7 protein-coding genes are annotated in these 13,041 nt (G+C 32.3%); 3 read left to right on the top strand and 4 right to left on the bottom strand.

The annotated features are described in order from the left end of the window. Nucleotides 1-3: 3 nt before the first annotated feature. The 4 genes from ACFOWD_RS06350 to ACFOWD_RS06365 all read right to left on the bottom strand — a co-directional run bounded on the left by ACFOWD_RS06350 (nucleotide 4) and on the right by ACFOWD_RS06365 (nucleotide 9,803). A complete protein-coding gene (locus ACFOWD_RS06350; protein ID WP_377409049.1) occupies nucleotides 4-3,273 on the bottom strand; it encodes a SusC/RagA family TonB-linked outer membrane protein in 3,270 nt (1,089 codons plus the stop codon). 149 nt (nucleotides 3,274-3,422) lie between these two features. Beyond that, the gene (locus ACFOWD_RS06355) at nucleotides 3,423-4,862 is read right to left on the bottom strand and encodes a SusD/RagB family nutrient-binding outer membrane lipoprotein (RefSeq protein WP_377409051.1); all 1,440 of its coding nucleotides are present in this window, start codon (nucleotides 4,860-4,862) and stop codon (nucleotides 3,423-3,425) included. A gap of 17 nt (nucleotides 4,863-4,879) precedes the next feature. Then, nucleotides 4,880-8,035, bottom strand: coding sequence for a SusC/RagA family TonB-linked outer membrane protein (locus ACFOWD_RS06360; RefSeq protein ID WP_377409053.1), 3,156 nt, complete (start codon nucleotides 8,033-8,035; stop codon nucleotides 4,880-4,882). 154 nt (nucleotides 8,036-8,189) lie between these two features. Continuing rightward, the gene (locus ACFOWD_RS06365) at nucleotides 8,190-9,803 is read right to left on the bottom strand and encodes a hypothetical protein (RefSeq protein ID WP_377409055.1); all 1,614 of its coding nucleotides are present in this window, start codon (nucleotides 9,801-9,803) and stop codon (nucleotides 8,190-8,192) included. 218 nt (nucleotides 9,804-10,021) lie between these two features. On the opposite strand from ACFOWD_RS06365, the gene rpsL reads away from it, so the two are divergent. Genes rpsL through fusA form a run of 3 tightly spaced genes read left to right on the top strand, consistent with a single transcriptional unit; the run spans nucleotide 10,022 to nucleotide 13,022 of the window. After that, nucleotides 10,022-10,396 (top strand): 30S ribosomal protein S12, encoded by a 375-nt coding sequence (gene rpsL, locus ACFOWD_RS06370; protein ID WP_015482216.1) that lies wholly within the window; start codon nucleotides 10,022-10,024, stop codon nucleotides 10,394-10,396. A gap of 26 nt (nucleotides 10,397-10,422) precedes the next feature. Then, nucleotides 10,423-10,899 carry a 30S ribosomal protein S7 gene (rpsG, locus tag ACFOWD_RS06375; protein WP_298992083.1) on the top strand — a complete coding sequence of 159 codons (477 nt, stop codon included), beginning with the start codon at nucleotides 10,423-10,425 and terminating at the stop codon, nucleotides 10,897-10,899. A 5-nt stretch (nucleotides 10,900-10,904) separates the two neighbouring features. Further along, nucleotides 10,905-13,022 carry an elongation factor G gene (gene fusA, locus ACFOWD_RS06380; protein ID WP_377409058.1) on the top strand — a complete coding sequence of 706 codons (2,118 nt, stop codon included), beginning with the start codon at nucleotides 10,905-10,907 and terminating at the stop codon, nucleotides 13,020-13,022. Nucleotides 13,023-13,041 lie beyond the last annotated feature (19 nt).

Here is a 13,041-nt window from a genome sequence, read left to right on the forward strand (position 1 = left end):
TAATTAAAATTTAACTCTAACACCTAATGTAATTGTTGTCATTGGCGCATAAAATCTTCGACCTGAGTTTCCTGATTCACGTGTGTTAGGTAGGAAACCATCTCGTGCTGTCATGTTAAATAGATTATCAGCAGATAACCAAAGATTAACTGATTGGATATCAATTTTCTGAAGAAATTCTTGAGGAATTGTGTATCCAAGGTTAACGTTGTTTAAAGCTAAATAATCTGTTGAAGTAATAAATCTAGTTGATTGAGAAGTTGCATTTTGATCTATACCATCAGCTAATCTAGGAACGTCAGTTACATCACCTGGCTGTCTCCATCTGTTAGCTATATCTTTATGGAAGTTGTTACCTACTGCACCAAAACGATCAGACATTAATTCTGCGTATTGACCATCGTAAGCATAACCACCTAAACTATAAGTAAATTGTGTACCTATGTTAAAGTTACCAATTCTACCTGCTAATCTAAATGCACCACGTACATCTGCAATAGCAGATTTGTTAACATATATATCTGATGCATCAGAGTAAGTTTTAGTAACAGTTTTCTTAATATTTGCATCAGATACTTTAGCTTGATATTCTACTATAGAACCTGTAGCATTAGAAATACTTGGATCAGCTGGAATCCAAGATCCACTTGAATAAGAAGATGGCTCACCAGCATCTAATAATCCGTTGTTATTTCTATCATCATAATATTGGTACCACATTGGTGCTCCATCAGCAGCATCAACACCAGCCCATTCTCTCATGTAGAAATCAAAAATTGATCTTCCTTCTGACCATGCATACGCTCCATTTGGAGTTAATACTTGTGGTAATCCAGTTGCTGGATCTAAAGGCATAGTTTTAATTTCGTTATTTACGATTTCACCATTAATAGATAAATCTAAACTAAAGTCTTTTTTATCGATAATATGTCCTGTAAAGTCAAATTCAATACCAGCGTTAATTAACTCACCATCATTAACTGTGATAGAAGAGATACCTTGAGAAGGACCTACAAAACGGTTAAAGATTAAGTTATCTGTTAATTTGTTATAGTAATCAATTGTACCATCTAAGAATTTACCAATACCAAATTCAGTACCTACTTGGAATTGCTTAGTAGTTTCCCAAGTTAAATCTGGGTTACCAACAGCACCTGGAGCTAAAGAAATACTACCTCCTAAGTTACCACCATTATACGTGTTATATCCAGAGAAGAAACCAACACCAGCTTGGTCACCATTAATACCATAAGAAGCTTTAATTTTTAAGAAATCAAATACTCCATTATCTTCCATAAAGTCTTCATTACTAATTACCCAAGAAGCACCAACTGAACCAAATGTACCCCACTTATCGTTAACGAATCTAGAAGAACCATCAGTTCTTACAGATGCAGTGAAGTAATATTTTTGATCGTAGTTATAGTTAAATTGGCTAAAGTAAGACTCAATTGTAAATCCACTTCTAGATCCAGAAGGTAAACCTAAACTAGACTGGAAGTTATCAAGATCTAATAAGAAAGGAGAAATTTGTAATCCTTTTGAAGCTGATTGGAACTGTTGTTCGAATTCGTTACTCTCATGTGCAATTAATGCATCAAAAGAATGTGCTCCCCAAGAATTGTTATATCTAATAATTTGTTGGATGTTTTGAGTTAAACTAGAAAAGTCATTGATTGTTAAATCACCTCCAGTTGAAACACCACCACCATAGAATTTATTTGTATAATCTCTATTTTTTTGTGTAGCATACTGTACACCATATCTTAATTCTGCACTTAAGTTATCTGTAATTGTAACTTGAGCTAAGAAGTTTCCATTAAATTCATGTCTATCTGTTCCGTTAAAATCATATAGAGCAGAACCAATTGGGTTAAGACCGTTTGCGTTTGGTCTATCTCTAAATCCTGATAAAGAACCATAATCATATTGGAAACCACCATAGTTAGTATCTGGAACTAAATCTCCGTTGTTATCTCTTAAGAATACTGGGAAAATTGGAGCCATTTTGTCAGCAAATTCAAATACGTTTTCAGAACCAACAATTTGTCCATTTTGAATACTTTCTGAGTAAGCATAACCAATGTTAGAGTTAATTTTTAACCAAGGCTTAATTTTAGTATCTAAATTTAAACGAGTAGTATATCTCTTATAACCAGTATTGATAGAATATCCATTATCATCTAAGTAACCAAATGATGCGAAATATCTAGTATCTCCATTACCACCACCCATTCTTAAGTTAGTTTCAGTTCTAATTGCTGTATCAAAAGCAACATCTGTATATCTTAAAGGAGTATATCTTCTTGTTGCACCAGATCTAACTGTACTAGTTGCAGGATCAATTAACTGAGCTGCAGTTTGATTCCACATATTGTAACCTGGGTCAATGTAGTTGTTTGTAAATAATCTCGCATTAGCATAAGCTACTGGGTCTGGTTGACCTGTGATTACACCTCTGTTGTAAATACCTTCCCAAACATAACCTACATACTCTTCTGGAGAAGTAATTACGTCATATCTTGGAATAATTTGATCATTTACACCTGTTTTGATATCTACTTCGATATATGAATTTGAAGAACTACCTGTTTTTGTTGTAATTACAACAACTCCGTTAGCACCTCTAGATCCATAAATTGCAGTTGCAGTAGCATCTTTTAAGATTGTTGTACTAGCAATATCTGAAGGGTTAATAGAGTTAATACTTCCAGAAAAAGGAACACCATCTACCACATATAATGGAGCTCTGTTACCATTTACTGATCCATATCCTCTAATTCTAATCGCACCAACTGTACCTGGTTGTCCAGAACCGTTAATTACGGTAACACCAGCTACCTCACCTGTAAGAGCTTGAGATACGTTAGAGAAGTTTTTTACTTCTAATTGTTCTTGTTTTACAACAGATGCAGTACCAGCAAAAGCCTTCTTTGTACTTGTTCCATATCCAACAACAACTATCTCATCTAAAACGTTAGCATCTTCTACTAAAGTAGCGTTTATAACATTAGATGCACCAACTGTTTTTTCTACTACTTTGTAACCTAAATATCTAAAAACTAAAACATCTCCGTTTTTTGCTTTTATAGAATATTTACCATCAAAGTCAGTTTCTGTACCAGTAGTACTTCCTTTAATTATAACACTAACGCCTGGTAAAGAACCTGAACTGTCAGAAACTGTACCAGTAATAGTTTTCTCTTGTGCAAAGGAAATTTGCACTACAAACGCTAATAAAAGCGTTAAAAATCCATTAAACTTTGTCTTCATTGTATAATTATTTGAATTAATTAAAGCCAAAAGTCTTAAATAAAACTTAAAAAAACAATTTTTTAACACTAAAAATTCAAATTCTTTTTTGTTAAAAATAAAAAAACCAGCCTAGCAGGCTGGTTTTTATTGTTTAATGGAAATAAAGATTATTTAAACAACCAAAGTACAGTATTTAATTCGTCTGCACCTTGAGCAGCAATTGCTGCATTGTAGTTAGCTTCATTTAATGAAGCAGCTGTTGCTGAATAACCATGTCTTTGTGGAATACCGTTAGCATTTGAAAGTAAATTAGGAGGAGCAACTAAACCAATTCTAGATTCAGTACCCATTGCCTTAAATCTTCTCCATTCTGCCCAACTGTTATATCCTTGTAAAAATAAAGATACCCATTTTTCGTAAGCGATATCATCTACACTAGTATATGCATTAGCAGCTAAATAAGTAGCAGCATCTAAAGTACTAACACCCCATTGAGTCATAGAAGCTGTAACAGCTTGACCATAAAGTGTAGCAGCGTTTTCTGTAGTCCATCCCATTGCAGCAGCTTCTGCTCTTGCAAATAAAACTTCTGCATAAGTATAAATCATTAATGGAGCATCTCCTTTATTAATGATATTATTAGTGATAAATGAATAATCATCTGTAGCTGAATTTGATTGACCATAAGGTGCACCTACATAAACTCCACCATTTGTAGATAATTCTGCCATTTGTGCTAATCTTGGATCTTCAGGTGCAGTATTTGTACCTGAACCAATTAATGCATTAACAAAAACATCACTCATTAAATAATCTCTTCTAGATTCAAATCTATCTTGCCAAGGATTATCGTTAGTGTCTTCTGTTAAATAAGTGTACTGAATATTATTTGCATTAGAAGAAATTGCACCTGCACTTAAAGCTTCGTTAAACTTTGTTCTACCTGTAGCAGCATCTGCTTTAGATAAACGTAAAGCCATAGTCATCTTAATTGTGTTAGCAAAAGTTCTCCACATAGTCATGTCACCACCAAATAGAATATCTCCATCTGGTCCATTTCCAGAATCAATACTAGCTAAAGCTGAATCTAACTCAGCAAATAAACCATTATAGATGTCTTGTTGACTATCATAAACTGGTTTAGTAGTATTTGAAGCATCATTTGCTTCTGAATATGGTAAATACCCCCATCTTTCTGTCATCATTTGGTAATACCAAACTTTTAAAATAGTTGCAGCAGCAATTTGGTTACCATTAGAACCATAAGCTTGAGCAGCTACTCGAGTATCTGGGTTAGTATTGATTTCTATAATTTGCTTAACATCTTGTAGTAAAGCATATGCACCATCTGTATTCCAGTTTAAGGTCTGGTATCTAGATTCTTCATCATATTGTCCATTAGACAAGTATTGTACATATAGGTTAGACGTAGTGCTAGCTATATATCCACTCATACCTCTTTGAACATTTGTAAGTAGTAATGATGTTACTGCATTACTAGGGTTATTTGGATCGACATTAGTGTCTCCAAAATCTACTGTATCACAAGCAGTAAAGGCTACGATTACTGCTAAGAGAATACTTTTTAATTTATTTATTTGTTTCATTATCTAATTTTTTTTAATTAAAAGGTCATTCTAACATTAACACCAAATGTTCTAGTGTTTGGTAATTGCCCACCTTCTGTCCAATTAACTCCATTTCTTGTTTCAATCTCAGAAGGATCTAAACCTGGAATAGCAGAATGGATTACCCAAACATTGTTAGCAAATACACCAACATTTAATTTCTTAAATGGAGTTTTGTCTAATAATGCAGCTGGTAAATCATAATCTAAACGAATAGTTCTTAACTTCACGTAAGAAGCATCATATAACCATCTTTCATGAAGAGCAAATAATCTACCCCAATAAGTAACTGGGTCTACATAATAAGATGCTGGAGAACCAGAAGTTTCATCTACACCTTCTATTAATACACCACCTGAGTTAGCACCAACTCCACTAGCTGGAGTATAGTAAGAAGCTCCAGTACCAACGATTGGGTCTCTCACAGGGTTTCCTAAAGTATTGTTTCCAATTGTTTCTGTACCTAAACCTGAGTAGTTGTTAAACATTCTTGTTACAGAGAATACTTTACCACCTTTTTGGAAATCGATATCAAATCCTAAGTTAAAGTTTTTGTAACGGAAGTTGTTAGATAAACCACCAGTAAAGTCTGGTAATACATTACCTAAGTATTGGTTTGTGTCATATCTTGGAGCACCTGTTGAAGATAATAAGATGTTACCATCTGCATCTCTTCTATAAGCTCTACCATAAATAGCACCCCATTCTTCACCAACTCTCTCTTGTAATTGAATACCTCTCCAAGAGCTAGATAATACATTTACATCTACACCATCAGCAATTGCATCAACTGTTCTTTTTAAAGTAGAGAAGTTTGTATATACTCTCCAATCGAAATCTTCATTTCTGATAGGTGAAAAGTTAATTCCAATTTCTATACCTTGTGTAGTTTGTTGTCCACTGTTTAAGAATGTAGAAGTAAATCCACTAGCTCCATCTAAACTAACTCTAGAAGGTAAATCTTTATCTTTTCTGTTAAAATATGTAACGTCTAAATCAACTTTACCTTTAAATAATTTTAATTCAGCACCATATTCAGAATCGATTCTTTTACCACCTTGTAATAATGGGTTAGCAAAATTACCTTGGCTACTTAAAGTACCACTACTTCCATAAGGAGTTCCAATATCGTAAGTAGGGTTTAATAAATATCTTCCAGGGAAGAAAGGACCAGAAGCAACACTTGCTCTTAATTTACCAAAAGAAATAATATCGTTTTGAGGTAAAAGTTTTGTGAAGATGAAACTTAAAGATCCACCATATGTTTCTACTCTGTTGTCATCTGGATTTGCTGTAGATCCCCAATCGAACCTTGCAGAACCATCAAAATAAAGCATGTCTTTATATCCTAATGAAGCTTTTGCAAATACACCTCTAGTTTTTTGTTTGTAAGAGCTATTATTTACAGTTGGTCTATCTTTAGAAGTACTTAAGCTATAAAAGTTTAATGTTGTTAAACCACCATTAGTACTTGCGCTTAAAGACTCACCTCCTAAAGTAATTAGTTCAAAACCAGCACTTGCATTTAAGTCTAAGTCTTCAGTTAAATCTTTAGAATAGTTGATGATACCAAAAAGCTCATCTCTGTAATTCATACTTTCAGACTCGCTGTAAGATGGAATCGGATTTACACTACCAAAAGCTAATCTATCATTTGACTCGAAAGAAGTGTAAGTTTTTCTTAATTCTACATAACCGTTTAAATTATCATTAACTGTATAGTTTAAACCAATTCTACCATATGTAGCATTTTTAGTCTGAAAATTTAAATTTTCATTAGTTTCGAAAAATGGAGAATCCCAGTATAATGGAGATAAGTTTGTTGGACTATTAATGTTCCAAGAAACAAATTGACCATTTCTTTTGTAATTTCTTACTCTATCCATATCCAATTGACGTTGCCACCATTGGTTAAAGTTAGAAGTGATGTTTCCATACCCATTATCTGGGAAGTTTCTAGTTCTTCTATCTTGATAGTTAATGTTTGCGTAAGCCTCTAATTGATCTGTAATATTAAAACGGATGTTTGTGTAAGCTTGTACTTGCCTTCTAAAAGAATTTGGTACAACACTTGTTCTGTCTATATTTACTAAACCACCTTTAATGCTATAACCTTCACCACCTTTTGTAAAGTCTACAGTTGTGTTGTTAACAGTACCTGTATCAAAGAAGTTTTTAATGTTGTCTGGGTTAGCTTCAAAAGCTCTAAGCTTACCAAATTCAGGATCACCAGGAATCCAAGAATCCCAATGACGAACCATTTGTCCATTTAATTTTGGCCCCCAACTTTCATCAGCATAATATTCTACCATTGGTTGTCCATCAAAAGATGACCAAGATGCAGGATGTTGAGTTGGGTTAAATGAAAATGTATTGAAGTTTTGTGAATAACCACCACCATATTCGTTTTGGTATTCTGGTAATAAATACACATTTTCTATTGCTGTACTATGGTTTAAAGTAATTGTAGATTGCCCTTTTTTAGCAGTCTTAGTTGTAATTACAATAATACCACTATATGCTTCTGGACCATAAAGAGCAGTTGCAGCAGCACCTTTTAGTACAGATAAATCAGCAATATCATCAGTGTTAATATCAGAAATACTGTTTACTTTAACGTTGTCTACAATATATAAAGAGATACTTTGACCTCTTAATCTAATTGCTGAATTACCAAAACCTGCAGAAGGAGCACCAACTGCTTGAACACCAGAAACTCTACCTGCTAAAGCATTGTTAAGGTCTGTTTCTCTTGTTCTTACTAGGTTTTCTGGTTTTACAGATTGTTGTGCAAAACCTAGAGATTTTTTATCTCTTTTGATACCAAGTGCAGTAACAACAATTTCATCTAAAACACTTGCGTCTTCTACCATAGAAACGTTTATGGTATTAGATGCGCCTACTTTTTTCTCAACAGTTTTATATCCTACATAACTAAAGCTTAAAATGTCACCAACATTTGCTTTAATAGAATACTTACCATCAAAATCTGTTTCTGTACCTTTTGCTGTACCTTTTATAGATACACTAACTCCTGGTAAAACTCCAGAAGACTCAGATACAGTTCCAGAAACTGTTTTTTCTTGCGCAAAATGTATTTGCACAACAAACGCTAAGAGCAGCGTTAAAATTCCTCTAAACTTTGTTTTCATTATTTAATAAATTTGAATTAATTAATCACAAATATTAAAATATTATGTTAATTGGCAAATATTATTTGTTAAAAATCGTTAAAAACTGTTAAAAAGTTGAAAAGTTTAAAAAATATTAAAAAACGTTAAACAAAATAAGCCTTACTTAGATTTATTAAAAATAATTCACCCAGCTTATTGCTAATTTTAGGTTGTTAAAATCAAAATTATTGTTGCTTGTTTTTCCTAAAGCTACATTTAGGTTTATTTTAGATTGATTATTGATGAATAAATACCCTAATCCTAATCCTAAAATACTTTCGTTTTCTGTAGTTTTTATGAAGCCTAAATCTGTTATTGTATAGAAATAAGAAGTTGTAGAAGCTAAAAACCTATATTCGAAGTTAAAGTAAGAATAATTTTTTGTAAAAATACTTTGCTCATTGAATCCTCTTATAGAGTTAACTCCTCCAATTCTAAATAGTTCGTTTGTAAAATATTGATCGGAATTTAGCAATCCTGTATTGTTTTTTATAGAGATAAAATTTCTTTGATTTAACTCCCATAAATACTCAGTAGTTAATTCAAACTTAAATTGATTAGAGTTGTTGTTTTCTGCTTTTCTTTCACCTAAAGAAGGGTTTATGTTAAAATACAATTTTTTATTGTTAAATATATCTTGATTAAATTGATTGTAATTTATGTTTATGCCTAAAAACTGATTTGTAAATGAAGTAATTTCGTTATTAGTGTTTTGTAAACTCTCTGAAGTTTCAGCATTGTAAGAGAAAGCTAATTTTAATTTTGAATTTATATCATAATTTAAAAGTGTTTTAAATTTTGTATTAGTAAAGCTTGAATCTTGTCTGTAAATTGAGAATTCTACATTAGGGGATATAGGTGAATTGAATAGGTAAGGTATAAATGTAGATATTTTAAACTCTTGTCTTTCTTTAGCAATACTATTCCAGTATAAATTAAATTCTTCTCCAGTATTCAGTACATTATTTAGTTTTAAATCAATGTTTCCATTAAGTAAAAATGAACCATCTTCTTGAGTTGCAAAATTTAGTAAAGCGTCTATACTGTTGTTGTTAATTTTCTTTAAATAAATATATAAAAACGTAGAGTCTTTTGTAAATAGAATTTCTGGAGGTTTTATTTCTTGAACAAATATTAAGTTTTTAGATTCCAAAGAAATTTTTTCTACTGTACTTTTATTAAAAACTTGATCTTTCTTTAGTTTAAAAAATCTGTTTAGGTAAGATGTTGGAAAATTTTCATAACCTTTAACGGTTACCTTATTTATAGTTCTTTTAAAAGATTCATTTATAATAATCTCTCCAAATAGGGTATCAGCTTTTATTTTGATATTTGATAACTTTACTTTAGAAAATGATTTTCCTGAATTATCTAAAACAGATGTAATTTTAGATAAATTTGATTGTAAGTTTTCAATAGGAAATTTTACACTGTCACTCGCAACCTTATAATCACTCAAGATTTCATTTAATTCTTTGTTGATTTTAAGTTTTGCAAAATTAATTTTTTTGTTCAGACTAATAAATACTTGATATTTATAATCTTTCTTTTTTATGCTATCGATTGTGTTTGTGAAATAACCAATTTTCTTTAGGTAAGATGCAGTTTTGAATATTTCATTAAATAGTGAAGTGGAATCTTTGTGTTTTTTAGTGTAATTTATCTTTTTTAGAATTTTTAATTCACTTTTTTTTAAAGAAAAGAATTCTAATTTTAATTCTTGACAATTTATTTTTGGAAAAAACATCAAGAAAAAAATAAAAAAAAAGAATAGAAGTTTTTTGCTCAATTTGTTATGTTCTATGGTTTCAAAAGTAATTTAAAATCATAAAAAATCAATATTAAATAAGCATTTCTAAAAAATAACTTACTGATATTTGAATAATTAGAAATTAGTTGTACATTTGCACACCCTTAAAAATAGGGTAAAAGTTTAATATAAACGAAAAACAGTAATTATTTAGTATGCCAACTATTCAACAATTAGTTCGTAAAGGAAGAACCAAAATAACTAAGAAGAGTAAATCGGCTGCGTTACAAGGGAGTCCTCAAAGACGTGGAGTTTGTACACGTGTTTATACTACAACACCAAAAAAACCAAATTCAGCAATGCGTAAAGTTGCTAGGGTTAGGTTAACAAATGGTAATGAGATAAACGCATACATTCCAGGAGAAGGACACAACTTGCAAGAGCACTCGATAGTATTAGTTAGAGGTGGAAGGGTAAAAGATTTACCAGGTGTTAAATATCACGTGGTACGTGGAGCATTAGATACTGCAGGTGTTGAGGGAAGAACTCAACGTAGGTCTAAGTACGGTGCAAAACGCCCAAAGAAGTAATTTATTAACTTTTTTAATGTAAAGACATGAGAAAAAGAAGAGCGAAAAAAAGAGAGCTTTTACCAGATCCAAAGTTCGGAGATCAATTAGCAACGCGTTTTGTGAACAACTTAATGTGGGATGGTAAAAAATCTGTAGCGTTCAAAGTATTTTACGATGCGTTAGAAATCGTAGAAGAAAAAAAGACTGATGAAGAAAAGTCAGCTTTAGAAGTATGGAAAGAAGGATTGTCAAATGTAATGCCTCACGTAGAAGTACGTTCTAGAAGAGTAGGTGGTGCAACTTTCCAAATTCCAATGCAAATTAGACCAGATCGTAAAGTATCTATGGCTATCAAATGGATGATTCTTTATGCTAGAAAGCGTAATGAAAAAACTATGGCTCAGCGTTTAGCAGCAGAGATTTTAGCTGCAGCTAAAGAAGAAGGAGCAGCTGTTAAGAAAAGAGTAGATACTCACAAAATGGCTGAAGCAAACAAAGCATTTTCACATTTTAGATTCTAAATATAATGGCTAGAGATTTAAAATATACAAGAAATATTGGTATTGCAGCACATATTGATGCTGGTAAGACAACAACAACAGAACGTGTATTATATTACACAGGTGTTTCTCATAAAATTGGTGAAGTACATGATGGTGCTGCAACAATGGACTGGATGGAGCAAGAGCAAGAAAGAGGTATTACTATTACTTCTGCTGCAACTACTTGTACATGGCAGTTTCCTTTAGAGAACGCTCAACCAACTCCTGATACTAAAGGTTATCACTTTAATATAATTGATACTCCTGGTCACGTAGATTTTACTGTAGAGGTAAATAGATCATTACGTGTATTAGATGGTTTAGTATTTTTATTTTCTGCTGTTGATGGTGTAGAACCTCAATCAGAAACAAACTGGAGATTAGCAGATAATTATAAAGTGCCAAGAATTGGTTTCGTTAATAAAATGGATCGTCAAGGGTCTGATTTTATGAATGTAAACAAGCAGGTAAAAGAAATGTTAGGTTCTAATGCAGTACCTATTGTTTTACCTATTGGTGAAGAAGCTGATTTTAAAGGAATTGTAGATTTAGTTAAAAACAGAGCTATTGTGTGGCACGATGAAACACAAGGAGCAACATTTGACGTTATCGATATTCCTGAAGAATTAAAAGAAGAAGCAAGAGAATATAGAGCTTTATTAATAGAGGAAGTAGCTAGTTATGATGAAGACTTGTTAGAAAAATTCATGGAAGATGAAGATTCTATCACTGAAGAAGAAATTCATGCTGCTTTAAGAGCTGCTGTTATGGATATGGCTATCATACCTATGATCTGTGGTTCTGCATTTAAAAATAAAGGTGTACAATTCTTATTAGATGCTGTATGTCGTTACTTACCTTCTCCTTTAGATAGAGATAATATTGTAGGTACAGATCCAGCAACTGGAGAGAAAATTACAAGAAAACCAGATGTAAAAGAGCCATTTGCTGCTTTAGCATTTAAGATTGCAACAGATCCTTTTGTAGGTCGTTTAGCTTTCTTTAGATCTTATTCAGGTAGATTAGATGCTGGTTCATACGTATTAAATAATCGTTCTGGAAAAAAAGAACGTATCTCAAGAATATACCAAATGCATGCTAACAAGCAAAATGCATTAGATTTTATTGAGGCTGGAGATATTGGAGCTGCTGTTGGATTTAAATCTATTAAAACAGGAGACACTTTATCTGATGAAAAAAATCCTATTGTATTAGAATCAATGGATTTCCCAGATCCAGTAATTGGTATTGCAGTTGAGCCTAAAACAAAAGCTGACGTTGATAAGTTAGGTATGGCTTTAGGTAAATTAGCTGAAGAAGATCCAACATTTACTGTAAGAACTGATGAAGCTTCAGGTCAAACTATTATATCAGGAATGGGTGAGTTACACTTAGATATTATTGTTGATCGTTTAAAGCGTGAGTTTAAAGTAGATGTAAATCAAGGACAACCTCAAGTTGAGTACAAAGAGGCTATCACTGCATCTGCAGATCACAGAGAAGTTTACAAGAAACAATCTGGTGGACGTGGTAAATTTGCTGATATTGTATTTACTATGGAGCCTGCAGACGAAGGTGTGCAAGGTTTACAGTTCGAATCTATAATCAAAGGTGGTAATGTTCCTAAAGAATTTGTTCCATCTGTAGAAAAAGGATTTAAAGAAGCAATGAAAAATGGTCCATTAGCAGGTTATGAAATGGATTCTATGAAAATTACTTTAAAGGATGGTTCATTCCACCCTGTAGATTCTGATCAGTTATCTTTCGAATTAGCTGCAAAATTAGGTTATAAAGCTGCTGCTAAAGCTGCTCAAGCTAAAATTATGGAGCCTATTATGAAGTTAGAGGTATTAACTCCAGAAGAAAATATGGGTGATATCGTAGGAGATTTAAACAGAAGAAGAGGTCAAGTATCTGACATGTCAGATAGAGCTGGTTCTAAAGTAGTAAAAGCTACTGTACCATTATCAGAAATGTTTGGTTATGTAACTTCTTTAAGAACTATGTCTTCTGGTAGAGCAACTTCTACAATGGAATTTTCTCATTATGCAGAAACTCCATCTAACATTTCAGAAGAAGTAATAGCAGCTGCTAAAGGTTAATCTACTAATATTATAAAAG

It is taken from the genome of Polaribacter marinivivus, assembly GCF_042651285.1.
GTDB lineage: Bacteria > Bacteroidota > Bacteroidia > Flavobacteriales > Flavobacteriaceae > Polaribacter > Polaribacter marinivivus.

Coding starts and splice junctions, on each gene's coding strand:
- ACFOWD_RS06365 (WP_377409055.1), bottom strand. CDS start 9,803: ATGTTTTTTCCAAAAATAAATTGTCAAGAATTAAAATTAGAATTCTTT.
- ACFOWD_RS06350 (WP_377409049.1), bottom strand. CDS start 3,273: ATGAAGACAAAGTTTAATGGATTTTTAACGCTTTTATTAGCGTTTGTA.
- ACFOWD_RS06360 (WP_377409053.1), bottom strand. CDS start 8,035: ATGAAAACAAAGTTTAGAGGAATTTTAACGCTGCTCTTAGCGTTTGTT.
- ACFOWD_RS06355 (WP_377409051.1), bottom strand. CDS start 4,862: ATGAAACAAATAAATAAATTAAAAAGTATTCTCTTAGCAGTAATCGTA.
- fusA (WP_377409058.1), top strand. CDS start 10,905: ATGGCTAGAGATTTAAAATATACAAGAAATATTGGTATTGCAGCACAT.
- rpsG (WP_298992083.1), top strand. CDS start 10,423: ATGAGAAAAAGAAGAGCGAAAAAAAGAGAGCTTTTACCAGATCCAAAG.
- rpsL (WP_015482216.1), top strand. CDS start 10,022: ATGCCAACTATTCAACAATTAGTTCGTAAAGGAAGAACCAAAATAACT.